Annotated in this window: 25 protein-coding genes and 3 pseudogenes; 19 read left to right on the top strand and 9 right to left on the bottom strand. The window is 69.2% G+C overall.

The window, feature by feature from the left end; translation table 11 throughout:
* The first annotated feature begins 10 nt into the window (after positions 1 to 10).
* From AB0H78_RS07805 to AB0H78_RS07865, 13 genes are all read left to right on the top strand, one after another.
* Entirely contained in the window at positions 11 to 412 is a 402-nt protein-coding gene (locus AB0H78_RS07805; RefSeq protein WP_363233370.1) for a hypothetical protein, read from the top strand.
* A gap of 43 nt (positions 413 to 455) precedes the next feature.
* Positions 456 to 1,037 (top strand): GNAT family N-acetyltransferase, encoded by a 582-nt coding sequence (locus AB0H78_RS07810; protein ID WP_363233371.1) that lies wholly within the window; start codon positions 456 to 458, stop codon positions 1,035 to 1,037.
* Between the two features lie 106 nt (positions 1,038 to 1,143).
* On the top strand, positions 1,144 to 1,227 hold the full coding sequence (locus AB0H78_RS07815; protein ID WP_329128092.1) for a putative leader peptide: 84 nt from the start codon (positions 1,144 to 1,146) through the stop codon (positions 1,225 to 1,227).
* A gap of 171 nt (positions 1,228 to 1,398) precedes the next feature.
* The gene (locus AB0H78_RS07820; RefSeq protein WP_363233372.1) at positions 1,399 to 3,096 is read left to right on the top strand and encodes a nitrite/sulfite reductase; all 1,698 of its coding nucleotides are present in this window, start codon (positions 1,399 to 1,401) and stop codon (positions 3,094 to 3,096) included.
* On the top strand, positions 3,093 to 3,281 hold the full coding sequence (locus tag AB0H78_RS07825; protein ID WP_363233373.1) for a hypothetical protein: 189 nt from the start codon (positions 3,093 to 3,095) through the stop codon (positions 3,279 to 3,281). The genes AB0H78_RS07820 and AB0H78_RS07825 overlap by 4 nt, the downstream gene beginning before the upstream one ends.
* Positions 3,278 to 3,976, top strand: coding sequence for a phosphoadenylyl-sulfate reductase (locus tag AB0H78_RS07830; RefSeq protein WP_363233374.1), 699 nt, complete (start codon positions 3,278 to 3,280; stop codon positions 3,974 to 3,976). Before AB0H78_RS07825 ends, AB0H78_RS07830 begins: the two co-directional genes overlap by 4 nt.
* A 59-nt stretch (positions 3,977 to 4,035) precedes the next feature.
* On the top strand, positions 4,036 to 4,578 hold the full coding sequence (cysC, locus tag AB0H78_RS07835; protein ID WP_363233375.1) for an adenylyl-sulfate kinase: 543 nt from the start codon (positions 4,036 to 4,038) through the stop codon (positions 4,576 to 4,578).
* Complete coding sequence (cysD, locus tag AB0H78_RS07840; protein WP_363233376.1) at positions 4,578 to 5,513, top strand: sulfate adenylyltransferase subunit CysD; 936 nt, start codon at positions 4,578 to 4,580, stop codon at positions 5,511 to 5,513. Before cysC ends, cysD begins: the two co-directional genes overlap by 1 nt.
* Before the next feature lie 2 nt (positions 5,514 to 5,515).
* Positions 5,516 to 6,862: a GTP-binding protein gene (locus tag AB0H78_RS07845; RefSeq protein ID WP_363233377.1), complete on the top strand. Its 1,347-nt coding sequence runs from the start codon at positions 5,516 to 5,518 to the stop codon at positions 6,860 to 6,862.
* A 232-nt stretch (positions 6,863 to 7,094) separates the two neighbouring features.
* Entirely contained in the window at positions 7,095 to 8,207 is a 1,113-nt protein-coding gene (locus AB0H78_RS07850; protein ID WP_363233378.1) for an aliphatic sulfonate ABC transporter substrate-binding protein, read from the top strand.
* Between the two features lie 46 nt (positions 8,208 to 8,253).
* Positions 8,254 to 9,042, top strand: a complete 789-nt coding sequence (locus AB0H78_RS07855) for an ABC transporter ATP-binding protein (RefSeq protein ID WP_363233379.1) — start codon at positions 8,254 to 8,256, stop codon at positions 9,040 to 9,042.
* A complete protein-coding gene (locus tag AB0H78_RS07860) occupies positions 9,029 to 9,919 on the top strand; it encodes an ABC transporter permease (RefSeq protein ID WP_363233380.1) in 891 nt (296 codons plus the stop codon). Before AB0H78_RS07855 ends, AB0H78_RS07860 begins: the two co-directional genes overlap by 14 nt.
* A gap of 9 nt (positions 9,920 to 9,928) precedes the next feature.
* Complete coding sequence (locus tag AB0H78_RS07865; RefSeq protein WP_363233381.1) at positions 9,929 to 10,681, top strand: sirohydrochlorin chelatase; 753 nt, start codon at positions 9,929 to 9,931, stop codon at positions 10,679 to 10,681.
* Between the two features lies 1 nt (position 10,682).
* Here AB0H78_RS07865 and AB0H78_RS07870 read toward each other — a convergent pair whose 3' ends face one another.
* The 4 genes and pseudogenes from AB0H78_RS07870 to AB0H78_RS07885 all read right to left on the bottom strand — a co-directional run.
* The gene (locus AB0H78_RS07870; protein ID WP_363233382.1) at positions 10,683 to 13,292 is read right to left on the bottom strand and encodes a fibronectin type III domain-containing protein; all 2,610 of its coding nucleotides are present in this window, start codon (positions 13,290 to 13,292) and stop codon (positions 10,683 to 10,685) included.
* 124 nt (positions 13,293 to 13,416) lie between these two features.
* A complete protein-coding gene (locus AB0H78_RS07875; RefSeq protein ID WP_363233383.1) occupies positions 13,417 to 13,998 on the bottom strand; it encodes a TIGR03086 family metal-binding protein in 582 nt (193 codons plus the stop codon).
* Positions 13,999 to 14,073: 75 nt separating this feature from the next.
* Positions 14,074 to 14,235: pseudogene (locus AB0H78_RS07880) on the bottom strand (ketopantoate reductase family protein); the annotation flags it as partial.
* 139 nt (positions 14,236 to 14,374) lie between these two features.
* Positions 14,375 to 15,409: pseudogene (locus AB0H78_RS07885) on the bottom strand (RNA-guided endonuclease TnpB family protein); the annotation flags it as partial.
* 813 nt (positions 15,410 to 16,222) lie between these two features.
* On the opposite strand from AB0H78_RS07885, the gene AB0H78_RS07890 reads away from it, so the two are divergent.
* The 4 genes from AB0H78_RS07890 (at position 16,223) to AB0H78_RS07905 (ending at position 18,602) form a co-directional block, all read left to right on the top strand.
* Positions 16,223 to 17,068 carry an aldo/keto reductase gene (locus tag AB0H78_RS07890; protein ID WP_363233384.1) on the top strand — a complete coding sequence of 282 codons (846 nt, stop codon included), beginning with the start codon at positions 16,223 to 16,225 and terminating at the stop codon, positions 17,066 to 17,068.
* A 25-nt stretch (positions 17,069 to 17,093) separates the two neighbouring features.
* Positions 17,094 to 17,231 carry a hypothetical protein gene (locus tag AB0H78_RS07895; protein ID WP_363233385.1) on the top strand — a complete coding sequence of 46 codons (138 nt, stop codon included), beginning with the start codon at positions 17,094 to 17,096 and terminating at the stop codon, positions 17,229 to 17,231.
* Positions 17,232 to 17,509: 278 nt separating this feature from the next.
* Positions 17,510 to 17,953: a hypothetical protein gene (locus AB0H78_RS07900; protein WP_363233386.1), complete on the top strand. Its 444-nt coding sequence runs from the start codon at positions 17,510 to 17,512 to the stop codon at positions 17,951 to 17,953.
* Entirely contained in the window at positions 17,946 to 18,602 is a 657-nt protein-coding gene (locus AB0H78_RS07905; RefSeq protein ID WP_363233387.1) for a hypothetical protein, read from the top strand. The genes AB0H78_RS07900 and AB0H78_RS07905 overlap by 8 nt, the downstream gene beginning before the upstream one ends.
* Before the next feature lie 51 nt (positions 18,603 to 18,653).
* On the opposite strand, the pseudogene AB0H78_RS07910 reads toward AB0H78_RS07905, so the two are convergent.
* Positions 18,654 to 19,002: pseudogene (locus AB0H78_RS07910) on the bottom strand (glycosyltransferase family 2 protein); the annotation flags it as partial.
* A 41-nt stretch (positions 19,003 to 19,043) separates the two neighbouring features.
* Here AB0H78_RS07910 and AB0H78_RS07915 point away from each other — a divergent pair.
* A complete protein-coding gene (locus AB0H78_RS07915; protein WP_363233388.1) occupies positions 19,044 to 19,913 on the top strand; it encodes a transglutaminase-like domain-containing protein in 870 nt (289 codons plus the stop codon).
* Here AB0H78_RS07915 and AB0H78_RS07920 read toward each other — a convergent pair.
* The gene (locus AB0H78_RS07920; protein WP_363233389.1) at positions 19,897 to 20,448 is read right to left on the bottom strand and encodes a DUF1697 domain-containing protein; all 552 of its coding nucleotides are present in this window, start codon (positions 20,446 to 20,448) and stop codon (positions 19,897 to 19,899) included. The genes AB0H78_RS07915 and AB0H78_RS07920 overlap by 17 nt on opposite strands.
* A 202-nt stretch (positions 20,449 to 20,650) precedes the next feature.
* Here AB0H78_RS07920 and AB0H78_RS07925 point away from each other — a divergent pair, with 202 nt between their 5' ends.
* A complete protein-coding gene (locus AB0H78_RS07925) occupies positions 20,651 to 22,927 on the top strand; it encodes an MMPL family transporter (protein WP_363233390.1) in 2,277 nt (758 codons plus the stop codon).
* A gap of 4 nt (positions 22,928 to 22,931) precedes the next feature.
* On the opposite strand, the gene mgt is transcribed toward AB0H78_RS07925, so the two are convergent.
* From mgt to AB0H78_RS07940, 3 genes are read right to left on the bottom strand one after another with little or no spacing between them, the layout of a single operon-like run.
* Positions 22,932 to 24,161: a macrolide-inactivating glycosyltransferase gene (gene mgt / locus AB0H78_RS07930; protein WP_363233391.1), complete on the bottom strand. Its 1,230-nt coding sequence runs from the start codon at positions 24,159 to 24,161 to the stop codon at positions 22,932 to 22,934.
* A gap of 45 nt (positions 24,162 to 24,206) precedes the next feature.
* On the bottom strand, positions 24,207 to 25,517 hold the full coding sequence (locus AB0H78_RS07935) for a sugar ABC transporter substrate-binding protein (protein ID WP_363233392.1): 1,311 nt from the start codon (positions 25,515 to 25,517) through the stop codon (positions 24,207 to 24,209).
* Positions 25,517 to 26,350: a carbohydrate ABC transporter permease gene (locus tag AB0H78_RS07940; protein ID WP_363233445.1), complete on the bottom strand. Its 834-nt coding sequence runs from the start codon at positions 26,348 to 26,350 to the stop codon at positions 25,517 to 25,519. The genes AB0H78_RS07935 and AB0H78_RS07940 overlap by 1 nt, the downstream gene beginning before the upstream one ends.
* Positions 26,351 to 26,352: the final 2 nt, after the last annotated feature.

The raw sequence follows: 26,352 nt of genomic DNA on the forward strand, positions 1-26,352 counted from the left end.
CGGTCGCCGTGTGCCGGATTCGATGAACGCCCTGCAGGCCGCCTTGCGGAAGTCCGTGTCTTCTTCATGGGCGCAACGTGCCCGCGCCGGACGTGACCTGGCCGCCTTCGCCGAGGTTCCCCTGGCCGAGGAGGCGTTGGCGCGCCTGCTTCTGGACGCCTCGGATACGGCAGTGACCCGGCAGACAGCAGAGGCTCTTGCCCGGGTGGGGACGGTGGCCGCCATAAGACTGATCGCCCTCGCGGTGGCCCAGGCCGACGACAACCAGGGCGACTGGCTGCAGACCGGGGTGCAGGACGCGGTCCTGGCGCCGGACAGCGCGCCGGATGTCGCCGCAGTCTGCGCACAGCTCGCTCAGGACCCGGACGCAAACGTCCGCCGAGGTGCCGCGCGGATCTCGTCATGGAGATGACCCGCGTTCGTCACGCCCCGCCCCGCATGATCCGATGGCTCCCATGAGCAGCGAGAACACGGTCACCGTCACCACCTGGTCCCTTGAGCAGACCTCCCCTTCGGATCTGCGGCCCGCCGCCGCCCCCGAGGGCGGTGACCTCCGGATTGTCCGGGCCGAGGTGCCTTCGCCTGAGTTCAGCCGGTTTCTGTATGCCTCCGTCGGGGGTGACATCCAGTGGATCGACCGGCTCGCGCTGACCTACTCCCAGTGGGAGGAGATCCTCGACCGGCCGGGCGTCGAGACCTGGGTCGCATACGACCGGGGCACGCCCGCCGGGTACGTCGAGCTCGATCCGCAGGACGACGGCACCGTCGAGGTCATGTACTTCGGGCTCATCCCCGCCTTCCGGGGGCGGCGCATCGGCGGGCACCTTCTCTCGTACGGGGTGCAGCGCGCCTGGGACCTCGCCGAGCGGTGGCCCGAGCGGACCCCGACCAAGCGCGTCTGGCTGCACACCTGCAGCCTCGACGGGCCGCACGCCATGGACAACTACCTCCGCCGCGGGTTCCGGCTCTTCGAGACGAAGACCGAGGAGCAGGCGGATCTGCCCACTCCTGGACCCTGGGCCGGCGCGCAGGGATGATCCGCCGCGCGTGACCAGCGCCACACCGTCTCGCCATGCGGGACAGTCTGGTCCGCATAGTGGATAGTGGTGGACTGGCGCGAGACCGCCGTGACACGCTTCCGTCATGTCTGGAACTGGAATTGCCTTGGTGAGTCGACGCCACGTCGACCTCGGCCGCGTATCCAGCGCCATCTGTCCGGCGCGCTGATCTGAACCAGCCACGCCGTCATTCGTTGTGACCCCGCCGTCCCCGTCGTAGCGGACGAGCCGAAGCACCCCTTGTCCCACCGCCACCGCGTCCTGCCGTAAACGGGCAGGTCACAGGGGTACCTTCAGCCTGACCGCCGCCCCTTGAGCCGCCACAGAAGGACGAACCACCATGGCCGCCACCCCGGAACAGCCCGCTCCAGCCACGCCCCGCCGCAAAGCGGGCCGTCACCGTGGCGAAGGCCAGTGGGCCGCCGGCCACTTCACGCCCCTCAACGGCAATGAGCAGTTCAAGAAGGACGACGACGGTCTCAATGTGCGGACACGCATTGAGACGATCTACTCCAAGCGCGGTTTCGACTCGATCGACCCCAACGACCTGCGCGGGCGCATGCGTTGGTGGGGCCTGTACACCCAGCGCAAGCCCGGGATCGACGGCGGAAAGACCGCGATCCTGGAGCCGGAGGAGCTGGACGACGAGTACTTCATGCTCCGGGTCCGGATCGACGGCGGCCGGCTGACCACCGAGCAGCTCCGTGTCATCGGTGAGATCTCGGTGGAGTTCGCGCGCGGGACCGCCGACATCACCGACCGGCAGAACGTCCAGTACCACTGGATCCGCATCGAGGACGTCCCGGAGATCTGGCGGCGCCTTGAAGCCGTCGGGCTCTCCACCACCGAGGCCTGCGGTGACACGCCCCGCACCATCCTCGGCTCGCCCGTCGCCGGTGTCGCAGCGGACGAGATCATCGACGGCACGCCCGCCGTCGACGAGATCCACCGGCGCTTCATCGGCAACCCCGACTACTCGAACCTGCCGAGGAAGTTCAAGACCGCCATCTCCGGGTCGCCGCAGCTGGACGTGGCGCACGAGATCAACGACATCGCCTTCGTCGGGGTCGACCACCCCGAGCACGGCCCCGGCTTCGACCTGTGGGTCGGCGGCGGCCTCTCCACCAACCCCAAGCTGGGCCAGCGGCTCGGCGCCTGGGTGCCGTTGGACGAGGTTCCCGATGTGTACGGCGGGGTCATCGGCATCTTCCGCGACTACGGCTACCGGCGGCTGCGCACCCGCGCCCGTCTGAAGTTCCTCCTCGCCGACTGGGGTACGGAGAAGTTCCGGCAGATCCTCGAAGACGAGTACCTGGAGCGCAAGCTCCTCGACGGGCCCGCCCCCGAGCAGCCCGCCGGCACCTGGCGCGACCACCTCGGGGTGCACCAGCAGAAGGACGGGCGTTTCTACGTCGGCTTCGCGCCCCGCGTCGGCCGCGTCGACGGACCGACCCTGGTGCGTATCGCCGAGGCCGCCGACGCACACGGCTCGGCCCGGCTGCGTACGACCACCGAGCAGAAGATGATCGTGCTGGACGTCGAGGAGGACCAGGTCCCGTCCCTCGTCGCCGCGCTCGAAGCGCTCGACCTGAAGGTCAACGCCTCTCCGTTCCGGCGCGGCACCATGGCCTGCACCGGCATCGAGTTCTGCAAGCTCGCCATCGTCGAGACGAAGGCGCGCGGCGCCTCCCTCATCGACGAACTGGAGCGCCGTATCCCGGACTTCGACGAGCCGCTCACCATCAACATCAACGGCTGCCCGAACGCCTGCGCCCGCATCCAGGTCGCCGACATCGGTCTCAAGGGCCAGCTGATGCTCGACAAGGACGGCAACCAGGTCGAGGGCTTCCAGGTGCACCTCGGCGGCGCACTCGGACTCGAGGCCGGATTCGGCCGCAAGGTCCGCGGTCTGAAGGTCACCTCCGACGACCTGCCCGACTACGTCGAGCGCGTCCTGGGCCGCTTCCAGCAGGAGCGCAAGGACGGCGAGCGCTTCGCCGCCTGGACCGCGCGCGCCTCCGAGGAGGACCTCTCATGAGCGAGCGAGCCGCCCCGTTCTACTGCCCGTACTGCGGCGACGAGGACCTGCGCCCCAACGAAACGGGGCACGGCGCCTGGGAATGCGCGGCATGCAACCGCGCATTCCAGTTGAAGTTCCTCGGGCTGCTGACCCGTGGACTCCAACAGAACAACGCCAACAGCGTTGAAGGGGACCGGATATGACGAGCACTCTGGAGACCGAAGATCCGAAGACCCTCGCCGAGCGCGCGGGCCGCGAGCTGGAGGACGCCTCTCCGCTCGAGATCCTCAAGTGGGCCGCCGACACGTTCGGCGAGCGTTTCTGCGTGACCTCCTCCATGGAGGACGCGGTCGTCGCCCACCTCGCTTCCCGCGCCATGCCCGGTGTCGACGTCGTCTTCCTCGACACCGGCTACCACTTCCCCGAGACCATCGGGACGCGTGACGCCGTGGAGGCGGTGATGGACGTCAACGTCATCACCCTCCTCCCGTGGCAGACCGTCGAGGAGCAGGACGCCGAGTACGGACCGAAGCTGCACGACCGGGACCCCGACCTCTGCTGCTCCCTGCGCAAGGTCAAGCCCCTTGAGGACGGCCTGAAGAACTACGGCGCCTGGGCGACGGGCCTGCGCCGCGACGAGTCCCCGACCCGGGCGAACACCCCGGTCGTCGGCTGGGACGAGAAGCGCCAGAAGGTCAAGGTCTCGCCGATCGCACGGTGGACGCAGGAGGACGTGGAGGCGTACGCCGCAGAGCACGGGGTCCTGATGAACCCGCTGCTGATGGACGGCTACCCGTCGATCGGCTGCGCGCCGTGCACCCGCCGCGTCGCCGAGGGCGAGGACGCCCGCGCCGGACGCTGGGCGGGGAGCAACAAGACCGAGTGCGGGCTGCACTGATGACGGGTCATCAGGATCTTCAGTCGCCCCAGGAACAACCACTAGCTCAGGAGAACCACATGACGACGGACCAGGGAGCCACCATCTGGCTCACCGGTCTGCCGAGCGCGGGCAAGACCACCATCGCCTACGAGCTGGCCGACCGGCTCCGCGGCGAGGGGCACCGGGTGGAGGTGCTCGACGGCGACGAGATCCGCGAGTTCCTCTCCAAGGGCCTCGGTTTCACCCGCGAGGACCGGCTCACCAACGTCCAGCGCATCGGCTTCGTCGCGGAGCTCCTCGCGTCGAACGGTGTGAAGGCGCTGGTCCCGGTCATCGCCCCGTACGCGGACAGCCGCGAGGCGGTGCGCAAGCGCCACCAGAGCGAGGGCACCGCGTATCTGGAGGTGCACGTCGCCACCCCGGTGGAGGTCTGCTCCGTACGCGATGTGAAGGGTCTGTACGCCAAGCAGGCGGCCGGCGAGATCAGCGGGCTCACCGGGGTCGACGACCCCTATGAGGCGCCCGAGTCGCCCGATCTGCGGATCGAGTCGCACGAGCAGACCGTGCAGGAGTCCGCGGCGGCGCTGCATGCGCTGCTCACCGAGAGGGGCCTGGCCTGATGACGACATTCGCCGCTGCCACCGAAGGCACCGAAAGTCCCTACGCGCTCAGCCACTTGGACTCCCTGGAGTCGGAGGCGGTCCATATCTTCCGTGAGGTGGCGGGGGAGTTCGAGCGGCCGGTGATCCTCTTCTCCGGCGGCAAGGACTCCATCGTCATGCTGCACCTGGCGCTGAAGGCCTTCGCCCCGGCGGCCGTGCCCTTTTCGCTGCTGCACGTGGACACCGGGCACAACTTCCAGGAGGTCCTCGACTACCGCGACCGTGCGGTGGCCGAGCACGGGCTGCGGCTGCATGTCGCCTCCGTACAGGACTACATCGACCGCGGGGTGCTGCGTGAGCGCCCGGACGGGGTCCGCAATCCGCTGCAGACCCTGCCGCTGACGGAGAAGATCCAGGCCGAGCGGTTCGACGCGGTCTTCGGCGGTGGGCGCCGCGACGAGGAGAAGGCCCGCGCCAAGGAGCGGGTGTTCTCGCTGCGCGACGAGTTCTCCGCGTGGGACCCGCGCCGCCAGCGCCCCGAGCTGTGGCAGCTCTACAACGGCCGCCACGCACCGGGCGAGCACGTGCGCGTCTTCCCGCTCTCCAACTGGACCGAGCTGGACGTCTGGCAGTACATCGAGCGCGAAGGCATCGAGCTCCCGGAGATCTACTTCGCCCATGAGCGCGAGGTGTTCAAGCGCTCCGGGATGTGGCTGACGGCAGGCGAGTGGGGCGGCCCGAAGGAGGGCGAGAGCGTCGAGACGCGGCTCGTGCGCTACCGCACCGTCGGCGACATGTCGTGCACCGGCGCCGTCGACTCCGACGCCACCACGCTCGATGCCGTGATCACCGAGATCGCCGCCTCCCGGCTCACCGAGCGGGGCGCGACCCGCGCCGACGACAAGATGTCCGAGGCCGCGATGGAAGACCGCAAGCGCGAAGGGTACTTCTAGACATGACGCTCACCACCGCCGAGCAGCTCTCGGCCACCACCCTGCTGCGCTTCGCGACCGCGGGCTCCGTCGACGACGGCAAGTCCACCCTCGTGGGCCGTCTGCTCCACGACTCCAAGTCGATCCTCACCGACCAGCTGGAGGCCGTCGAGAGCGCCTCGCGCAACCGCGGCCAGGAGACCCCCGACCTGGCGCTGCTCACCGACGGCCTGCGCGCCGAGCGCGAGCAGGGCATCACCATCGACGTGGCCTACCGCTACTTCGCCACCGCCCGCCGCCGCTTCATCCTCGCCGACACCCCCGGCCATGTGCAGTACACCCGCAACATGGTCACCGGGGCGTCGACGGCCGAGCTGGCCGTGGTCCTGGTCGACGCCCGCAACGGTGTCGTCGAGCAGACCCGCCGCCATGCCGCCGTCGCCGCGCTCCTGCGCGTCCCGCACGTGGTGCTGGCCGTGAACAAGATGGACCTCGTGGAGTACGCGGAGCCCGTGTTCGCCGAGATCGCCAAGGAGTTCACCGCGTACGCCGCATCCCTCGGCGTCCCGGAGATCACCGCGATCCCGATCTCCGCGCTCGCCGGCGACAACGTCGTGGAGCCCTCCGCGCACATGGACTGGTACGGCGGCCCCACCGTCCTGGAGCACCTGGAGACGGTCCCGGCCAGCCACGACCTCACCGCCTGCCACGCGCGCTTCCCCGTGCAGTACGTGATCCGCCCGCAGACCGCGGAGAACCCCGACTACCGGGGTTACGCGGGCCAGATCGCCGCCGGAGCCTTCCGCGTCGGCGAGCAGATCACCGTGCTGCCCTCGGGCCGCACCAGCACCATCGCCGGGATCGACGCGCTCGGCGAGAGCGTCGACATCGCCTGGGCCCCGCAGTCGGTGACGCTCCGTCTCGCCGACGACATCGACGTCTCGCGCGGCGACCTGATCGCCCCGACGAGCGACGCCCCCGCGCCCACCCAGGACGTCGAGGCGACCGTCTGCCACGTGGCCGACACACCGCTCAGCGTCGGCCAGCGGGTGCTGATCAAGCACACCACCCGCACCGTGAAGGCGATCGTCAAGGACATCCCCTCCCGGCTGACCCTGGACGACCTCTCCCAGCACCCGAACCCGGGGCAGCTGGTCGCCAACGACATCGGCCGGGTCGTCGTACGGACCGCCGAGCCGCTCGCGCTCGACGCGTACGCGGACTCGCGCCGCACCGGATCCTTCCTGCTCATCGACCCGGCGGACGGCACGACGCTCTCCGCCGGCATGGCGGGCGACGCCTTCGCCGCGCAGGCCGAGCACGTCCACGAGGCCGCCGCGCACCAGGACGACGAAGGCTGGGACTTCTGATGTCCGCCGGATACCGGGATTTCTACGCGGAGTTCGCGAAGGAGGGCGGCCGCGTGGGCAGCGGCGCCCTCGGCAGCGGGCAGGGCGGGGTGGGCCGATGTGCGTGAAGACGTACGCGCACTGCCTGCGCGCCCAGAGCCACTCCCCGCACCCGCACCGCCGAAGACCTGCCGACCGCCCGGCCGCATCCTGAAAAGTTGCCCGAGCCGGGCCAACGAGAGGAAGACCTCCCGTGCCTGCCAGCCGCATCACTCTGCGCCGTAGCCTCGCCGCTGCCGCCGCCCTCCCGATCCTCGCCGTGGCGCTCACCGCCTGCGGCTACGGATCCGACTCCAAGAAGGACGACACGAAGGCCGCGGCCAACGTGGGCGGCAAGAAGCTCTCCGCCGACACCGTGAAGATCGGCTACTTCCCGAACCTCACGCACGCCACCGCGCTGGTCGGCGTCCAGGAGGGCCTGTTCCAGAAGGAGTTGGGCGGCACCACGGTGAAGGCCTCGACCTTCAACGCCGGCCCCTCCGAGATCGAGGCGCTCAACGCCGGTTCGATCGACATCGGCTGGATCGGCCCCTCCCCCTCCATCAACGGCTACACCAAGTCCAAGGGCAAGAGCCTGCGCATCATCGGCGGCTCCGCCTCGGGCGGTGTGAAGCTGGTCGTGAACCCGAAGAAGATCAAGTCCCTGGACGACGTCAAGGGCAAGAAGATCGCCACCCCGCAGCTCGGCAACACCCAGGACGTGGCGTTCCTCAACTGGATCGCGGGCAAGGGCTGGAAGGTCGACGCCAACAGCGGCAAGGGCGACGTCTCCGTCGTCCGTACGGACAACAAGGTGACCCCCGACGCCTTCAAGTCCGGCTCCATCGACGGCGCCTGGGTGCCGGAGCCGACCGCGTCCAAGCTGGTCGCACAGGGCGGCAAGGTGCTTCTCGACGAGTCGGACCTGTGGCCCGACAAGAAGTTCGTGATCACCAACATCATCGTGTCGCAGAAGTTCCTCAAGGAGCACCCGGACGTCGTCGAGGCGGTCCTGCGCGGCTCGGTGAACACCAACGCCTGGATCAAGGCCAACCCGGACAAGGCGAAGGCCTCCGCCAACGAGGCCCTCAAGACGCTTTCCGGCAAGGCCCTGCCCGCCGAGGTCCTCGACCCGGCGTGGTCCTCCATCGCCACGACCGACGACCCGCTCGCGGCCACGCTCAACTCCGAGGCGGACCACGCGGTCAAGGCCGGACTGCTCAAGCAGCCCGATCTGGCCGGGATCTACGACCTGACGCTGCTCAACAAGGTCCTCAAGGCGGCCGGGCAGCCGGCGGTCGCCGACGCCGGTCTCGGCGTCAAGTAACCACCGCACCCCACCCCCGCTCACACGCTCCCAGGAGGTGACGACCATGGCCACAACCCTCGCCAAGGCCGACGACCGCACCGCGGTGACGCATGCGGCCCGGATCGAGCACGTCTCGAAGTCCTTCGGCGGCCCCGCCGGGCCCCAGCTCGTACTGGACGACATCACCCTCGATGTCGCACCGGGCGAGTTCGTCACCCTCCTGGGAGCCTCCGGGTGCGGCAAGTCCACCCTGCTCAACCTGGTCGCGGGGCTCGACCGGCCGTCCGCGGGGTCCATCGAGACCCCGGGCGGCCGGCCGGCCCTGATGTTCCAGGAGCACGCACTGTTCCCGTGGCTGACCGCGGGCAAGAACATCGAACTGGCGCTGCGGCTGCGCGGTGTGCCCAAGGACGAGCGGCGCACCGAGGCGGAGCGGCTGCTCGGTCTCGTACGGCTCGACGGGGCGTACGGCAAGCGGGTGCACGAGCTGTCGGGCGGTATGCGCCAGCGTGTGGCGCTCGCCCGCGCACTGGCCCAGGACAGCCAACTCCTGCTGATGGACGAGCCGTTCGCGGCGCTGGACGCCATCACCCGGGACGTGCTGCACGGCGAACTGACCCGGATCTGGAGCGAGACGAACGTCTCGGTCCTCTTCGTGACGCACAACGTGCGCGAGGCGGTACGGCTCGCCGAGCGCGTCGTGCTGCTGTCGTCGCGGCCCGGGCGCATCGCGCACGAGTGGACGGTCGACATCCCGCAGCCGCGCCGTATCGAGGACTCCGCCGTCGCGGAGCTCTCGGTCGAGATCACCGAACAACTGCGTGGGGAGATCCGCCGCCATGGCCAGCACTGAGGCAAAATCCGGCTCCAGGGCCGACGATCTGGCCGGGCTCGAAGCGGGTCTCGACGCGCTGGACGCGGTGCAGTCGCACCGGGTGCCGGTGCGCCAGGTGCTCGTACAGAAGGTGCTGCCGCCGGCGGTGGCGGTGCTTCTGGTCCTTCTCGTCTGGCAGATCCTGATCTGGGCGAAGGTCACCGACGACTACAAGCTGCCTTCGCCGTCCCAGGTCTGGGACGAGGTGTCCAATGCCTGGGCGCAGGGCACACTGCTCGACTATGTCTGGACGTCCGTCTCGCGCGGTCTGCTCGGCTTCCTGTTCGCCCTGGTCATCGGCACCCCGCTGGGCCTGCTGGTGGCGCGGGTGAAGTTCGTACGGGCGGCGATCGGCCCGGTCCTGTCGGGGCTGCAGTCGCTGCCCTCGGTGGCCTGGGTGCCGCCGGCGGTCATCTGGCTGGGTCTCAACGACTCGATGATGTACGCGGTGATCCTGCTCGGCGCCGTCCCCTCGATCGCCAACGGCCTGGTCTCGGGCATCGACCAGATCCCGCCGCTGTACCTGCGTGCGGGACAGACGCTCGGTGCGACGGGTGCGCGCGGCGCCTGGCACATCGTGCTGCCCGCCTCGCTGCCCGGCTATCTGGCGGGGCTCAAGCAGGGCTGGGCGTTCTCGTGGCGCTCGCTGATGGCCGCCGAGATCATCGCTTCGTCGCCCGATCTGGGCGTGGGGCTCGGGCAGTTGCTGGAGCAGGGCCGTGAGACGAGCAGCATGTCGATGGTCTTCCTGGCCATCTTCCTGATCCTGATCGTCGGTATCGCCATCGATCTGCTGATCTTCAGCCCGCTGGAGCGCAGGGTGCTGCGCAGCCGCGGTCTGCAGGTCAAGAGCTGAGGTTCCCTCATGTCGTCCCGGCCCGTCCTTCTCGTCGTCGCCCACGGCAGCCGCGATCCGCGGCACGCGGCGACCGTCCACGCGCTGGTGCGCCGTGTGCGGTCGCTGCGGCCCGGGCTGCGCGTGGAGACGGGGTTCCTGGACTTCAATGTGCCGTCCGTATCAGGGGTGTTGGAGTCCCTGGCGGCGGAAGGCGCACAGGATGTGGTGGCCCTGCCGCTGCTGCTGACCCGCGCCTTCCACGCCAAGTCCGACATCCCGGCGGTCCTGCACGCGGCGCCGCCGCGGCTGCGGATCCGCCAGGCGGAGGTGCTCGGCCCGTCCCCGCTGCTGAACTCGGCACTGGAGCGGCGGCTGTACGAGGCGGGGCTCACCCCCGCCGACAAACGCTCGACGGGGCTGGTTCTGGCCTCGGCGGGCTCCACGGACCCGGAGGCGATCGCAGTGATCGCTGAAATTGCGCGGGAGCTGCGGCACACCGGTTGGTGCGCCGTGCGGCCTGCGTTCGCCTCCGCTGCTCTTCCCCGTACCGAGGACGCGGTACGGGGGATGCGCGTACGGGACGGCGTCGAGAGGATCGCCGTCGCCCCGTACGTCATCGCGCCCGGCCGCCTCCCGGACCGTATCGCTACGGGAGCCCGGGAGGCGGGCGCGGACATTCTGGCCGAAGTGCTCGGCCCCGCACCGGAGTTGGCGCGGCTGCTGCTGAGCCGTTACGACGAGGCGCTCGCCCCGGCGCTGCTTTCCGCGCTCAGCGCCTGACTCACCCCGCCGGGGTCGTCCCGGAAGCGGTCGCTGCCGGTCCCACCCCTGCCGCCGTCACCGCGGCGATCTTGACGGTGTACGCGGTCCCGGGTGTCAGTCCGCCGACGACCCGGAACATCCCCTTGGCCGTGGGCTGGGTGACCAGGGCGTCGCGGCCCTGGACCTCGATGGTCCGCCCGTCGGAGACCGTGAGGCGGTAGCCGGTGATCTTTGCGTCGCCCATGGTCGCGGGCGGCGTCCAGACCACGGTGACCGCCTTGGCCGACGTCCGCAGCTTCGCCCCGGTCGGCGCGGCGGACAGGGCCGTCACCGCGCTGGGCGCGAGCGGGACCGAGGCGAGCGACGGTGCGCTGGTGCCGTGGGCGTTGGTGGCGGTGACCGTCACCGTGAAGGGGCCGCCGGTGAGCCCGTCGATCCGTACGTAGGCGAGGCGCTTGAAGTCCGCAGCGCTGATCGCCGCCGTGCCGGCCTCGGTGCCGTCCGCGCGCAGGGCGTGCGCCGTGTAGCCGGTGACGGGTGAACCGCCGTCCACATAGGTCGGGTTGAAGGTGACGAGCAGGGCGTCCGCGCCCGCCGTGCTGGTGCCGATGCGCGAGGGCGCCTCGGGAGCGGAGTCGGCGCCGGTCCGCGCGGAGAGGATTCCCCGGTAGGCGGGTTCGAGGCCTGCGTTGGCGATGATCTCGGCGGGGGCGTCGGACGGGCTGGTGATGATGTGGTTCCCGGTGGTCACCAGGCCCTTGTTGTCGCCGTCTCCGGTGCCTTCCTCCCACCAGTTGTCCTTGACGAGGGTCGGGTCGTTGTTGCCGAGCTGGTCGCGGTAGTCGGTGTGGCGGCTGGCGACGTTGGCATAGGAGGCGCCGTAGAGGACGTTGCCCTCGACGGTCTCGTAGGTGCAGCCGTTGTCGGTGTAGACGCTCTTGCCGAGGCCCCACTGGTCGTGGATGACGTTCCCTGTGACCTTCTCGCCGTCGGTCAGCGAGGTGCCGGTCAGGCCCTGGGTGTAGATGCCTCCGCCGTCGTCGAGCATCTGCATGTAGTCGAAGATGAGGTTGTCGCGAACGGCGTTGTCATGGCTGGAGTTGGGTGTCGCGGGCGAGCCGATCTTGTCCGGCCAGCCGCCCCAGCCCATGGAGATCGCACTGTAGGCGAGGTGGTCGAGCTGGTTGTGCGCGATGGTGTTGTGCTGGGTGTAGCCGTTGAGGATGCCGACCGCTCCGTGGTATTCGCGGGGCAGGTCGTAGAGGTGATTGTTCGTCACCTCCACGCCACTGGCCGGGGTTTGGCCGTCCACGCCGCCGATCTCGATGCCGTTGCCCGAGATGTCGGTGAAGACGCTGCCGCGTACCCGGGAGTCCGTGGTTCCGGTGCCGAGTTCGAGTCCGGCCGCTCCCAGGTGGGTGAACCGGCTGTCGTCGAAGGTGATGCGCTGCCCGTACGTGAAGGACACGTTGCCCGGCATCTTCGTCCAGTTGGCGAAGGGGCAGGTGCCGCCCTCGACGAATCCGCACAGGCCCTGGGTGGCCCAGCCGTTCGCACCGGTGATGGTGTATCCGGCCTGGATCTCGGAGAAGCCCTCGGGCTGCGAGGGGGTCAGCCAGGTCGCGTAGCTGAACTGCAGTCCCTGGAAGGCGACATCGTGGACGGGGGCGGCCGCGGTGCCGCGCCCGTCGATGAGCTTCTCGGCGGCCGCGGCCTCGACGTCGGCGCGGCGCAGGTCCTCGCCCTTGCGGGGCAGGTAGTAGACCCGGTGTGCCGAGCGGTCCAGGTACCACTCGCCGGGCTGGTCGAGGAGTTCGTAGGCGTTCTCGATGTAGGACGCCTTGCCGTTGTTGGTGAGCTTGCCCGGGCCGACCATGGAGACGGTCCGGCCGGGGATGTCGGGGAACTCCACGCGCTTGTTGGAGTTGTCCCAGCACGGCTGGACCATGGTGAGGGCGGTGCCCTGGGCGGAGGCGATGCGGCAGCGCGGCTCGGTCCACTGGCCGAGGCCGTTGCGCTCGATGTTCCAGAGGGATTCGCCGCTGGTGTAGACGAGTTCGGCGTCGGAGGGGTGCCGCCACTGGGCGATGGCGTCGGAGGAGGCGGTGTATCCGGTCGGGGTGACCGTCAGGTCGACGGGGACTTCGCCCCTGGCGCGCTGGGCGCGCACTCCGTCGACGTACAACTGCCGTGTGTCGGTGAGGCCTTGGGGTGCGGGCGCCGAGTAGAGCCCGGGGCGCCCGCCGACCGGGCGCCAGCCCGACACCTGTTTTCCGCCGCTGATGACGGTGGATCCGGTGCCCTGCCAGACGATCCGGTGGCCGTCGCGGCCCGAGTCCCGTGCGTCCAGGACGAGGGGCTTGGCCATGCGGTACGTACCGGATGCGAGGCGGACGGTGAGGTCGCCGTCGGAGTGCGCGGATCGGGCGCGCGCGAGGTCGCGGGCGCGTTCGAGCGTGCGGACAGGGTGGTGGGCGGTGCCCTGGCCATGGTCGTCGCCCTGGGGCGAGACATAGACGTCGGCCGTGTGCGCGGAGGCGGCTCCCGCTGCGGTCAGACCCTGCGGAACACCGAGCGTGAGTACTGCGGTGAGAGCTGCGGCGAGCGCAGCTCTGCGTGGTGCGGGCATCGTCCCTCCCGTGGGATCAAGCCTCGAAGTTACGGGAAAGGTAGGATGGTTGACGCACCACGGTCAATGATTCTGTCAGTAACTCCGCAGTAAACCCTCGAGAGCCGCCTCACTCATCGGAGCATTAGGGCTTCCACTGAGGGTCGCGACCGGAGTGGGCGAGAGCGCGCTCGAAGGCGGTCGCGTCGTCGGGGACCTGGACGGGCTCGGCGAAGCCGTCGTACTGGCGGTAGATCTCGGCGTACTCGTCGACGACGCCCAGGATCATCTCCCCCGCGGCGTCGGAGAGCCTCACCTCCTGGCCGGTGGCCCGGGCGACGTCCCAGCCGTGGACGGCCATCTCCTTGGTGACCATCGCGGCGATCGAGGCGGCCAGCATCCCGGAACCGCCGAGGTCGACGTCGCCCTCCCAGACGGCCGGGTCCGCCCAGGCGGCGACGGCGCGGTCCAGCTGGGCCGCGTACTGCTCGGCCCAGTCGGAGTCCGCGGTGAAGTCGCGGGCGGTGAGCTCTTCGGGGAGGGGCTTGCGCAGGGCGCGGTGCTCCAGGCCGTGGGAGGTGTAGAGCACCCAGTGGTTGACCAGGGTCCTGGTGTCCCAGTCGCCGCAGGGGGTGGCCGGGGACGCGAGCTGCTCGGGGGTGAGGGAGCGCGCGATGCGAGCGGCTTCGGCTGCGCATTCGATCATGTGCGGGTACGTGGTGTTCATGCAGGTCACGCTATGACCGGGGCGAGGCGGCGGTCTTGAAGAAATGCGACACCGCCCCGGGCGTTCGGCCCAGGCGTCGAGTGCGGCCAACCTGTCCTGTGTCTTCACGGCGATGAACAGCACGTCGTCCGGGACGAGTTCGAGCTCTTCGGGCCCCTTGACCACAGGCCGCGGATGGGTCCGCGCCCCCTCGCGGCCCTCGACCCGCAGGCCGTCCGCGCAGATCGCCTCGTAGTGCGCCCCGCGCGCGAAGGAGCACCACGTCGGCGCCGCTCTCCGCCAGCCAGCCGCTTACGGCCCCCGCTCCGATGATGATTTGACTTGTACTCCCTCCTGGCGGAGGGAGATTCTGGCCGTCCTGCTCGTTGCTGTGCCGCTATGCGGCACGGGTTTCGGGCGGGATTCCGTGACTTCCTGTTTCTTCACGCTGCGCCAGAACAGGTTCTGGTCTTACCGGCGCTCCGCAGGCCGATACCGCCAGTCCGGCGGCCACTTTCACGTTGATCGCGGCGTTGTGGTCGCGGTCGTGGACCGTACCGCAGGCGCTGCAGGTCCACTCCCGCACGTCCAGCGGTTTGGGGCCGTCGCGATGCCCGCAGGTCGAGCACACCTGGCTGGTGGGTTCGAACCGGCCGATCTTGACGAAGGTCCGTCCGTACCGTTCCGCTTTGTATTCGAGCATGCTCACGAACTGTGACCAGCCCGCGTCGTGCACGCTCTTGGCCAGCCTGGTGCGCGCGAGTCCGTTGACCGCCAGGTCCTCCACCGCGATCGCTTGGTTCTCGCGGATCAACGTCGTGGAGAGCTGATGGTGAAACTCTTTGCGCGCATCGGCGACGGCCGCGTGGGCGCGGGCGACCTTCACTCGGGCCTTGGCCCGGTTCTTCGACCCCTTCTGCTTGCGGGACAGCTCCCGCTGGGTCTTCTTCAGTTTCTTCTCCGCGCGGCGCAGAAACCGCGGGGAATTGATCTTCGTTCCGTCGGAGAGGACCGCGAAGTGCGTGAGTCCCAGATCGATGCCGATCGCGCTGCCGGGCTCCGGCTCGTCCCAGCGGGACCGGTCGGCGTCTTGGTCGGTGTCGATGACGAACGAGGCGAAGTACCTGCCGGCCGAGTCAAGGATCACCGTGACACTGGACGGCACCACGGGCAGGGTGCGTGACCACTTGACTTTTACATCGCCGATCTTCGGCAGGGACAGCCGCCCGCTGCCGGTGATTCTCCAGCGGGCGTTCGCGGTGAACCGGATCGACTGCCGGGTGTCCTTGCGGGACTTGAACCGCGGCGCGCCCACCCGCTTCCCCTTGCGCTCCCCTTTGAGGGAGGCGAAGAAGTTCTTGTACGCGGTCCCCACGTCCCGAAGGGACTGCTGCAGCACGACCGAGGAGACCTCACCCAGCCAGGCACGCTCCACCGGGAACATCCGTGCGACCCGCCACTATCGGTGGTATCCGCTCCACCGGAACAGTTCCGCGCCGCAACCGCATGGTCAGCTCCGCCATCGGCACTCGGATCTGACCCGGCATCGACAAAATGCCCACTCATGGAGGTGGCTCGCAACCCGGCGACTGGCTGCGAGCCACGGCTCACGCCAAAGGCGTTCCCGGTCACCGTGACCTGCCGGCCCTGGCTCGTGGTGGTGGCCGAGGTGCTCAGGCAACTGCCCGAAGCCGGGTCGGTGACGGTCGGCAGGGTGCCCGTGGTGCTCACACCGGCCTCCGTGCCGACCGGCTTCCCGTACGTTACCGTGACCTGCTGGCCGCAGCCCGCCGTGAGATACGGCTCGATGAAGCCGCCGTCGGACTTCTTGAACCGGCCCGAGGTGGCGGGCAGCGAGAAGCTCCCGATGTGGGCGACCACGGCGCCGGTCGATGTGTTGACGACGTCGCCCATCATCAGCTGGGTGTCGCCGGTGACGCTCGCGCGCTTCAGATCGAGGGTGTACATGGTGCCCTTGGTGTACGGGAAACGGACGGCGCAGCTCACGCCCGCTCCCCTCGGCGCCGGGGCTGCAGTGGCTGTCGGTGGTGGCAGCGGCATTGAAGGAGCTGAACACCGCCTGCAGGCTGGGGTTGCCGTTGGCGACGACCGGCTTGGGCTGGAAGCCGGAGTCATATCATTCCTCCTGAGGTGGCGCACAGCGAGGGGATCCCGGGCGGCATGTAAGCGGTTGCTATGCGACCGCAAGAGGGGGCGGAAAGTTTCTGTTCGTTACTGTCGTCGCATGATCCAGGAAGGCTTTCTGCTCGGCGGCGAACTGCCCGTACGGCGCCTCGGTTACGGCACGGCCCAGCTGGCCGGTCCCGGCTACTGGGGCCCGCGGGGCGAGCGCCAGGACGCGCTCGCCGTCCTGCGCCGGGCCGTCGCACGCGGTGTCACCCTCATCGACACCGCCGACAACTACGGTCCGGACGTGGCCGAGGAGCTCATCGCCGAGGCCCTCCACCCGTACCCGGACGACCTGGTGATCGCGACCAAGGGCGGAGTCGTCCGTACGGGACCCGACGCCTGGCACATCGCAGGCCGCCCCGAGCAGCTGCGCGCCATGTGCGAGGCGAGCCTGCGGCGGCTGCGCACCGACACCATCGACCTCTACCAGCTGCACCGCCTGGACCCGGACGTGCCTCTGGCCGACCAACTGGGCACGCTGGACGCGCTCCGCGAGGAGGGCAAGATCCGGCACATCGGCCTGGACACCCTCACCGCCGACCGGCTGGAGGAAGCGCTCTCCCTGACCGCGATCGCCTCGGTGCAGAACCGCTTCAACCTCGTCGACCGCGAGTCGGCGGACGTCCTGAAGGTGTGCGAGACGCACGGTCTCGCCTTCCTGCCCTGGTTCCCGCTGGCCAACGGCGCACTGACCGGCGACGCCTCGTCGACGCTCACCGCCCTCGCCGAACGCCATGGCGCGAGCCGGGGACAGCTCGCCCTGGCCTGGCTGCTGCACCACTCCCCCGTCACACTGCCGACCCCCGGCACGGCTTCGCTCGCGCACCTGGACGAGAACCTGGACGCGGCCGCCCTGCGCCTGTCCGACGACGAGGTGAAAGAGCTTGATTCACCGTTTTAACTTGCCTGCCCGCACTGTGTAGTTGATGTGTGCGGCAGGAGACCGCCGATGGCTGCGGCAGACGATGACGGAGAGCCAGGCCCAGCGGCGGCACTTCGGTGAACTCAGCCTCTACATACGAGACTTGGAGCACGGCCTGCCCGCCGACGCGTCCAGCGGCTGACCACCGGGAACACCACCCTCACGCAGCAACTCCGCACGCTCACCGCCGACCACCACACGCAGGCGAACAGGCCGGCCGCCGCACGGGACAACAGTCGCCCCTTGGACTGGAAGGTCACCGAACTTCAGGCGCTCCTACTTGAACAGGAGTCTCCGGCATCCGTCCGCCCTCTTCGGGCACTCCAGAAACTCCCACCCAGTACGACAAATAGCTAGATCGAGGGAAAGGTGATTCCAGCCACTTACCCTCCTCTTTCTGAACATGTCACATTCCATGACATGAAGAAGATCACCGCAGTCATGGCACCTGTCGCGGCGGCAACCATGCTCCTCCTCGGCTTCGCCGCCCCGGCCGAGGCAGGTCCGTACTGGAACAAGAGCGTCAAGTGCAACGCAACCGATCCGGACGGCCGACACGTACCCACCCGCGTAGGCAACGGCGAACTGGGCTGGAACCACTTCTCCGGCAAGCACAACATCAAGAAGTGCGCCATCGCCAACATCCCGATCCAAGGGAACGTAGACAGCGTGCACGGCGCCAACATCCAGTACTGGGGATGGGCCTCGAACCGCGCATACGGGCGCGTGAAACTCATCGTCAAGGTGCGGTACGCGCGCAAGACGGACGACGGCAGGTACGACGCGGGGCGCGGCAATGTGGTCGGAGTGATCACCGCGTACTGCAATGGCATGCAGAAGTGTCCAAACTGGGTGAATGAATAACTTCGTGAGCGAGGACGACCGAGAGATTGAAGAGCTTCAGGTGGAAGTAGCCGGCCTCCTGCTGAACTTCGTCTACGCGCCGCTGCTGGAGGACCAGCACGTACGCGGGGTTCTGCCCGCACCGTCAAATTCACCGGCGGTGCGGGCCGTCCTCGGGGACGGGGGAGAGTGCGCACCGGCGCAGCTGACTGCGTACGAGATCCCGCTCCGCGATGGTGAGGAACTGCGTACCGCGCACGACGTCGTCGCCTTGCTCCGCGCGGTGCACACCGGCACACACATCTACCCTGGAAACCGGGTCACTTCCACCATGGGGATGGACCTTTATCTGGTCCATCCGGAGCAGGTGAAGGAGGCCCCGTTCACCACGGATGACTGGTCCGCCACTCTGCTGCGGTGCCTTGCCCGTCCGTCAGCGGAGTCGGCCGACTCCCATCTGCGCGGGTTCCTCTTCCGCGAGGACGGCCTGCTTCGCCTGTACATGGACAGCGACGAGATCCCCGGCGTGGTCGCCGCGGACGTGCGGCCGGGCGGTGCTCTGACCGCCCTACTGGCAGCGCTGCCTTCGTTGCTCGGCGAGGAGTGGCGCACTTCCGAGGCCGCGGATGACCCGCACTGCCGCTATCTCGTGGACCTCACCGACTGGTAGGCGACGTTCGCCCGCAGCCCGGCCACGGACCGGGTACGTGCCATGGTGTTAGTAGACCGCATGCCGTGCCGGGGACGTCTCCGGGTGTTGCAGGACGAGCTCCGGTTCGTACAGGATCTTCCAGCCCTCGTCGAGCGCACGCCGGCCCAGGTCGGACTCTTCATGCCCGGAGAAGAACTCCCTCCCCGGCCCCAAGGCCGGTCTGCCTGAGCATCGGCATGGAGAAAGCGTGACCGCCGCCGAGGTACGCAGTCACCAGGCCGCGACGCATCGGATCGTCGGCGCGTAGTCGCGGCGCCCAGCGTCGCTCGGCGTGTCCGTGTTCGTCGGTGACCCGGAAACCGACGATGCCGAGCCGCGGGTCCGATGCGAACAGCTCCTGGCCCCTGCGAAGCACGTCGAGTTGACCCTGCCCCTGGGGCAGAGGCCACCCTCGGTCCCATGACCATCACCACGAACGACCTGGACTTCCACCGCGCCCAGAGCGTGTTCAGCGACCCGGGGACAGAGCTCCCCACGGGAACCCCGCGCGAACTGGCCCTGCTCGTACGGAACATCCTCATCCACCGCGAGGAGGGCGCCCTCTTCGGCTACACCCTCCCCGAGGAGCGGCGCAACGAGGCCGAGACCCGCTACGCCGCCGACATCCTCGCCGTCGTCCGCTCCCGCAACCCCGGACCGCTCACCGCACACCGCGCCCCGGACGAGCGGTTCGCGGGCACCTGCCGGGACTTCGCCCTGCTGCTCTGCAGCCTGCTGCGGGCCTCGGGGACCCCGGCCCGGATCCGCTGCGGCTTCGCGGCCTACTTCACGCCGGGCTTCCACGACGACCACTGGGTGACGGAGTACTGGGACAGCGGGCACGGCTGGCGGCTGGCGGACCCGCAGCTGCCGGGGGTGTACGCCACGGACTTCGACCCGCTGGACGTACCGCGCGAGCAGTTCCTCGTGGCGGGCGAGGCCTGGCAGCGCATCCGGCGCGGGGAGGCGGACCCCGAGACCTTCGGGGTGGGGGTGATCGGCCTTTCGGGCGCCTGGTTCGTACGGAGCAATGTCGTACGGGATCTGGCGGCGCTCTGCCGGGTCGAGGTGCTGCCCTGGGACGGCTGGGGGCTGACGGACCAGCCCGAACTGGTGCTGTCCGACGAACAATTGGCGCTCCTGGACACCGTCGCGGAGGCCGGGGCCGCAGGCGGCCCGCTCGCCCGCCTCCTGGACCTCCACGAGGGGCACGACGCGCTGCGCACCCCGGACGAGATCACCTCGCACACCACTTACGGCGGCGTCCGCAAGGTCACGCTCCGCCGGTGAGCTGCACCAGCTTGAGGACGGTGTTCCAGTTGCGCGAGGTGCCCGTGATGCCCTTGTTGACCGAAGGCTTGTTGAGGGCCTCGGCGAGCTTGGAACGCCCCAGCCCGTCGGGCGCGTAGAGGTAGAGCGCCCGGTCGCCCAGCCTGAACTCCTCGGGGAGGAAGGCCTGCTGGTCGATCGCGGCGAACCGGTCCTCGGTGACCGGCTCCGAGAAATAGGTGACGTGGAGCTGCTTGGCTTCGAGGTCCGCGGCGGGGAAGGGGCACGCCCCGGCGATCGCCCCCAGGTAGGAGCCGTCGCGCACCAGGCAGGAGACGGTGAAGCCGAAGTGGGCCTCGATGGCCTGCTCCAGGCCTGCCGCCAGCGCGTCCTGGTCGTCGCTGTCACTGGTGAAGACGGCGTTTCCGCTGTTCAGGTAGGTCTGGACACCACCGTGACCGAGCCCGGAGAGCAGCTTCTTGAGCTCCGCCATCGGGACCTTCTTCTTGCCGCCCACATTGATGCCGCGCAGCAGCGCCGCGTACGTCGTCGTCATGCGCTCGAAGATAGACGGGTCCCGGGCGCTTTACGTGTAAGGGGCCCGAGTCAGCCCTGGTAGGGATGCACCCCCACCCGAAGGAGGAGAAGCCGGGCCCGGAGATCACCAGGGAGCACGACGAGACGTTCTTATCGTGCCCATACCTTCGGAGTGTGAGGCGGTGCAGTGCCGTCACCACCGACAAGGGGGCAGGCCCGTCATGGGAGTTGGGGATACGAAGGTGCGCGGCGTCGCCGCCCGGGCCGGAGGGTGGAGTGCCCGGCACCGTTGGGCCGCGGTGGGCATCTGGGTGCTCTTCGTGGTGCTGGCGATGGGGATCGGCACGGCGGTGGGCCGCGCGGATGTGAACCAGAACGAAGGCCTGCCGGGCGAGACCAGCCACGCCGCGCGCATCATCGATGACGCCGGTCTCAAGGAGCCGGCCGGCGAGACCGTCCTGGTCCAGGCGAAGGGGACGGCCGCAAAGGCCACCGACGCCGAGTTCCGGCGGACCGTGGACTCGGTGATGAAAGCGGTCACGGACACCGGCGCGGTGGACTCGGTGAAGTCCCCGTACGACACCAAGTCCATCTCCAAGGACGGGCGTTCGGCGCTGATCCAGTTCCACGTCAAGGGCGACGCCGACACCGCGGCCGACCGGATCGAACCGGTCCTGGACGCGGTCAAGAAGGTCCAGGGCGAGCACCAGCAGCTGCGGATCGAGGAGATCGGCAGCGCGAGCATGAACAAGACCTTCAGCGACGCGTTCGGCAACGACTTCCAGAAGGCCGAACTCTCCGCCGTACCGGTCGCGTTCGGCATCCTGCTGATCGCCTTCGGTGCGCTGGTCGCGGCGCTGCTCCCGGTGGCCCTGGCGGTCTCGGCGATCATCGCGACGATGGGCCTGATGGCCGTCGTCAGCCATGCGATGCCGATGAGCGACACCGCCAACTCGGTGATGCTGCTCGTGGGTCTTGCCGTCGGCGTCGACTACTGCCTGTTCTATCTGCGCCGCGAGCGCGAGGAGCGGGCGGCCGGGCGTGACGCGCACACCGCGATGCAGATCGCGGCGGCGACCTCCGGGCGGGCGATCATCGTCTCCGGCGTGACGGTCTGTGTCGCGATGGCGGGGATGCTCTTCACCGGTCTCGCCGAGTTCAAGGCGATGGGGCTGGCCTCGCTGATGGTCGTCGCGGTGGCCATGGTCGGCTCGGTGACCGTACTGCCCGCGCTGCTCTCGCTGCTCGGCGAGCGGGTCGAGAAGGGGCGCATCCCCTTCCTGAACCGTATGAAGCGCGGCAAGACCAACGGCAACGGCGAGAGCCGGATCTGGCGTGCGGTGCTCGGCGCCGTACTGCGCAGGCCGAAGGTCGCCCTGGTGATCGCGGCGGGCGCGCTGGCGGCGATCGCACTGCCCGCGGTGGGCATGCACACCCAGAACCTCACGCTGGACCAGGAGTTCGGCAACAAGCTCCCGATCGTCCGTACCTACGAGGCCGTCAACGAGGCCTTCCCCGGCGGCGCCGACCCGGCCAACGTGGTCATCAGCGCCAAGGACATCAACGCCCCCGAGGTGCGGCAGGCGATTGCCGACTTCCGTGAGCAGGCGGTCAGTTCGGGTGCCTCGCAGGGCCCGGTGGATCTGACCGTGCACAAGCAGGAGAACGTGGCGACGCTCGACGTGCCGCTGATCGGCGGGTCCGATCAGAAGAAGGCGGAGAAGAGCCTGGCGCTGCTGCGCGACCATGTCCGTCCCGACACGCTGGGCAAGGTCTCTGGGGTCAGTGCCCCCATCACCGGCAGTGTCGCGGGGTCCAAGGACTTCAACGACCAGATCGTCGGCTCGGTGGTGCCGGTCTTCGCCTTCGTGGTCGTCTTCGCCTTCCTGCTGATGCTGCTCTGCTTCCGCTCGCTGACGATCGCGATCACCTCGATCATCCTCAACCTGCTGTCGGTGGGCGCCGCCTACGGCATCCTGACCGCCATCTTCCAGCACGGCTGGGGTGCTTCCCTGGTCGGAGCGGAGGGGGTCGGCGCGATCATCTCCTGGCTGCCGCTGTTCCTCTTCGTGATCCTCTTCGGGCTCTCGATGGACTACCACGTGTTCGTGGTCTCCCGTATCCGCGAGGCGCGGGTGCAGGGGCGCACCACCAGGGACGCGATCCAGCACGGGGTCGTCACGACGGCCGGTGTGGTGACGAGCGCGGCGGTCATCATGGTCGCGGTCTTCGCGATCTTCGGCACGCTGTCGATGCAGTCGATGAAGCAGATGGGGGTGGGGCTGGCGGCCGCCGTCCTGATCGACGCGACGATCATCCGGGGTGTGCTTCTCCCGGCCGTCATGGCGCTGCTCGACGACCGCAACTGGTACTTCCCGAAGTGGCTGCGGTGGCTGCCGGACCTCACGCACGACGAGGCGGCATCGATCGGGGCCCCGGTCGCCGCCGTCCCCGTACAGCGGGACGACGACGAGCCGGGCCGGAGGGTGAAGGTCTGATCGATCAGCTGTGAGATGCGGGCAGTTCGGCCTCGATGAGGTCGGCTGCCCGCTTCGTGCCGCCCTCGCCCGCCATCCCGGCGCTGATCTCCGCGAGGCGGCGCGCGACCTCCGGGTCACCGGCCACGGCCAGGACCGCCTCGCGCAGCGCCTCGGCCGTGGCGTCCTCCGTCGCCAGTTGGCGGGCGACGCCGAGGCCTTCCAGTACGGCCGCGTTGCCGAACTGGTCGACGGCCTGCGGGACGGCGACCATCGGGGTCGCGGTGGCCAGCCCCTCGCTGCTGCCGCCGGCACCGGCGTGGGTGATGAAGGCGTCGGCCTGCCGGAGGATGGCGAGCTGCGGGACCCAGGAGCGGACCTCGAAGTTGGCTGGGATCGTGCCGAGTTCGGACTCCTGGACGTGCGCGCCGATCTGCAGCACCACATGCCAGCCGGGCAGGTCGCCGAAGGCTTCGATGCACGCGCGATAGAAGCCGGGCTGCTTGGTGAAGGTGGAGCCGAGCGAGACGAGCAGCACCTTGTCGGCTTCGGCCGGACGCTGCCAGTCGCCCTGTGCGGCGCTGTCGGCCCGGCAGGCGCCGACGAAGCTGTAGACCTCCTCGTCGACACGGTCGGCGTTCGGCTGGAGCGCCTTGGGGATGAGGACGACGGAGCGCCGGGGCCTGCCGACGAAGGGGTCGGGGTGCTCGTCGATGCCGTTGGACTCCAGCCAGGCCTGGAAGCGGGCGTAGTAGGCGCGGCCCCGCTCGGTGGCCATCAGACCTTCGACCATGGGCTCGGAGACCTCCTTCTCGTACCCCTCCCAGGCGACCAGGTTCGGGGAGAGCGAGACGTCGGGGACGCCCCAGCGGCGCGAGAGCACGATCGCCGGGTAGGAGCTGATGTCGTGGATGACGAGATCGGGTACGCCGATGCCGTCGTCCCCCTCGCCCTTGCCTTCGTACGCCTCGACGAGTTGCGGCAGCACCTGCATCGCGTCGCCGAGGAACGTCTCGAAGTAGTCGATCACCTCGGTGCCCCAGGCGTCGGGGTCGTCGTCGGTGGGGAGCGTGGAGTGGTAGACGACCGGTTCGGCGCCGGTCTCGGCGATCTTGTCGGCGAAGGCCGCGGGGATCGCGTAGGTGACGCGGTGCCCCCGGGCGACGAGCTCCCGGATCACTTCGATGCTCGGGTTGACGTGCCCGGAGGCGGCGATGGAGAACATGGCGATGTGGGCACGGCGCGGTGAGGTCATGCGCCGACCATAGGCGAGACGAGACGTCTCGTCCAGTCCATTGCGTCAGCGCTGATAGCGGGCCAGCACCCGGTTCCCGTCCTCCACCAGACGTTTCTCCAGCTCAGCGGTGTCGATCGCGCCGCTGTAGTACTCCTGAAAAGCGGGGGTCGCGATCTTGTCCTTCCACTCGGGATAGCCGCGCACCGACTGCGCGGGGGCCGGGCTCAGCTGCCCGGCGAGCGCGGTCCCCGTCGCCCAGCCGTCCTTCGCCGCGTGCAGCGCGGGGTCCTTGAGCGCCTCGGTGCCGGTCGGCAGCATCCAGTCGCCCTTGGCCAGGCGCACCATGTTCTGCGGCTGGAGCATGAAGTCGATGAACTCCATCGCCTCCTTCTTGTGCGCGCTGTCCTCGGAGACCGAGAGCGTCTGCGGGCTGACCCCCTGCGCCAGGCCCTCGCTGCCGGCCGGTGCGGGCAGCACGGTCCACTCGAAGCCCTTGGGCGCCTGCTGGACGATCTGCTGCCGGTAGGAGAAGCCGAGCGGGACCATCGCGTACTTCCCGCCGAAGAAGCCGGGGAGTGTGTCGGAGCCGCCGCTTCCCAGGGTCGTGGTGGGTGAGCTGTGGTCGGTGTTGATCTGGGCCTGGATCGTGCCGGGGACCACCTGGTCGCCGTCGGTGAACCTGATCGTCACCTTGCCGTCCCCGCCCCGGTGGAAGAGCTGCCCGCCGGCGGACAGACCGAGGTTCAGGGTCACGGAGACGGGCTCCTTCAGCGGCCAGGCGACCCCGAACTTCCCGTCCCCGCTGAGCTGCTCGGTGACCGTACGGAACTCCTCCCAGCTCCACGGCTTCCCGGGGGTCGGGATGCGCACGCCCGAGTCCCTGAGCCATTTCGCGTTGGCGATGATGACGCGCGGCTCCTGCAGGAAGGGGACGCCGTACACCCCCTTGCCGAAGGTCGTCGTCTCCCAACTGCGGGCCGGGATGTCCGACTTGAGCCGGGCGGGCAGCAGCGGGCCCAGATCGGCGAGATAGCCGCCGTACGCGAAGTCCGCGAGGTCGTCGGAGGCGTCGTGGATGATGTCGGGGGCCTCGCCGCCCTCGAAGGAGGTCAGCAGCTGGTCGTGGACGCTGTCCCAGGAGCCCTGGATGTAGCGGACCTGGACGTCGGGGTGGGCGGCGTTCCACTCCTTGACGAGCTGCTTGTTGGCGGCGACGGACTCCTCTTGCCAGGCCAGCGACTGGAACTGGAGGGTGATCCTCCCTCCGGAGCCGCCGCTGTCGTCCGAGCAGCCCGCGGCCGCGGGCACCAGGGCGAACAGCGCACCGGCGAGGGCCTGGCGCCGGGTGATTTGGGGTGACAGGCGTGACTCCATCAGCTCTTCACCGCCCCGGCCAGCATTCCGCCGGTGATCCGCTTCTGGATGATGGCGAAGATGACGAGCGAGGGGAGGGTCGCCAGGAACGCGGCCGCGGCGAGCGGCCCGAGGTCGGCGACGCCCTCCGCGCCGAGGAAGTGTGTGAGGACGACCGGCAAGGTCTGCTTCTCCGGGGTCTTGAGCAGGACGAGCGCGAAGAAGAACTCGTTCCATGCGGTGATGAAGGCGAAGAGCGCGGTGGCGACGAGCCCCGGCGCGAGGAGCGGCGCGGTGACCGAGACGAGCGTGCGGAATTTGCTCGCCCCGTCGACGGCGGCGGCCTCCTCCAGCTCGGGCGGCACGGCGCGGACGTATCCGACGAGCATCCAGAGCGCGAAGGGCAGCGACCACACGACGTACACCATGATCAGCCCGGGCAGGGAGTTGATGAGGTGGAGGTTCTTCAGGATCAGGAACAGCGGGATGATGATCAGGACGAACGGAAACGCCTGGCTCACCACGACCCAGCCGGTGGCGGCGGTCGAGAGCTTGCTGCGGTGGCGGGCCATGACGTACGCCATCGGGGTCGCGATGACGACCGCGATCAGGGCCGCCGAGACCGCGGCGATCAGGGAGTTGAGCGCGGCGTGCAGCAGCGGCTGCTGGTCGAAGGCGTCGCGGAAGTTCTGGAGGGTCGGGTCCTTGGGGATCCAGGTGGGGTGCAGCGTGGCGAGCTCGCGCGGCGGCTTGAAGGCCGTGGAGATCAGCCAGGCGAAGGGGAACGCGATGAAGACGAGATAGCAGAGCAGCGCCACGTACTGTCCGGCGCGGGCGGGCTTGCTGGTGCGCAGGC

Origin of the sequence: Streptomyces sp. NPDC050738 (genome assembly GCF_040654175.1) — a bacterium.
In the GTDB taxonomy this organism is placed as follows: domain Bacteria; phylum Actinomycetota; class Actinomycetes; order Streptomycetales; family Streptomycetaceae; genus Streptomyces.

Coding starts and splice junctions, on each gene's coding strand:
- AB0H78_RS07810 (WP_363233371.1), top strand. CDS start 456: ATGAGCAGCGAGAACACGGTCACCGTCACCACCTGGTCCCTTGAGCAG.
- AB0H78_RS07815 (WP_329128092.1), top strand. CDS start 1,144: ATGTCTGGAACTGGAATTGCCTTGGTGAGTCGACGCCACGTCGACCTC.
- AB0H78_RS07820 (WP_363233372.1), top strand. CDS start 1,399: ATGGCCGCCACCCCGGAACAGCCCGCTCCAGCCACGCCCCGCCGCAAA.
- AB0H78_RS07825 (WP_363233373.1), top strand. CDS start 3,093: ATGAGCGAGCGAGCCGCCCCGTTCTACTGCCCGTACTGCGGCGACGAG.
- AB0H78_RS07830 (WP_363233374.1), top strand. CDS start 3,278: ATGACGAGCACTCTGGAGACCGAAGATCCGAAGACCCTCGCCGAGCGC.
- cysC (WP_363233375.1), top strand. CDS start 4,036: ATGACGACGGACCAGGGAGCCACCATCTGGCTCACCGGTCTGCCGAGC.
- cysD (WP_363233376.1), top strand. CDS start 4,578: ATGACGACATTCGCCGCTGCCACCGAAGGCACCGAAAGTCCCTACGCG.
- AB0H78_RS07845 (WP_363233377.1), top strand. CDS start 5,516: ATGACGCTCACCACCGCCGAGCAGCTCTCGGCCACCACCCTGCTGCGC.
- AB0H78_RS07855 (WP_363233379.1), top strand. CDS start 8,254: ATGGCCACAACCCTCGCCAAGGCCGACGACCGCACCGCGGTGACGCAT.
- AB0H78_RS07860 (WP_363233380.1), top strand. CDS start 9,029: ATGGCCAGCACTGAGGCAAAATCCGGCTCCAGGGCCGACGATCTGGCC.
- AB0H78_RS07865 (WP_363233381.1), top strand. CDS start 9,929: ATGTCGTCCCGGCCCGTCCTTCTCGTCGTCGCCCACGGCAGCCGCGAT.
- AB0H78_RS07870 (WP_363233382.1), bottom strand. CDS start 13,292: ATGCCCGCACCACGCAGAGCTGCGCTCGCCGCAGCTCTCACCGCAGTA.
- AB0H78_RS07875 (WP_363233383.1), bottom strand. CDS start 13,998: ATGAACACCACGTACCCGCACATGATCGAATGCGCAGCCGAAGCCGCT.
- AB0H78_RS07890 (WP_363233384.1), top strand. CDS start 16,223: ATGATCCAGGAAGGCTTTCTGCTCGGCGGCGAACTGCCCGTACGGCGC.
- AB0H78_RS07895 (WP_363233385.1), top strand. CDS start 17,094: ATGTGTGCGGCAGGAGACCGCCGATGGCTGCGGCAGACGATGACGGAG.
- AB0H78_RS07900 (WP_363233386.1), top strand. CDS start 17,510: ATGAAGAAGATCACCGCAGTCATGGCACCTGTCGCGGCGGCAACCATG.
- AB0H78_RS07905 (WP_363233387.1), top strand. CDS start 17,946: ATGAATAACTTCGTGAGCGAGGACGACCGAGAGATTGAAGAGCTTCAG.
- AB0H78_RS07915 (WP_363233388.1), top strand. CDS start 19,044: ATGACCATCACCACGAACGACCTGGACTTCCACCGCGCCCAGAGCGTG.
- AB0H78_RS07920 (WP_363233389.1), bottom strand. CDS start 20,448: ATGACGACGACGTACGCGGCGCTGCTGCGCGGCATCAATGTGGGCGGC.
- AB0H78_RS07925 (WP_363233390.1), top strand. CDS start 20,651: ATGGGAGTTGGGGATACGAAGGTGCGCGGCGTCGCCGCCCGGGCCGGA.
- mgt (WP_363233391.1), bottom strand. CDS start 24,161: ATGACCTCACCGCGCCGTGCCCACATCGCCATGTTCTCCATCGCCGCC.
- AB0H78_RS07935 (WP_363233392.1), bottom strand. CDS start 25,517: ATGGAGTCACGCCTGTCACCCCAAATCACCCGGCGCCAGGCCCTCGCC.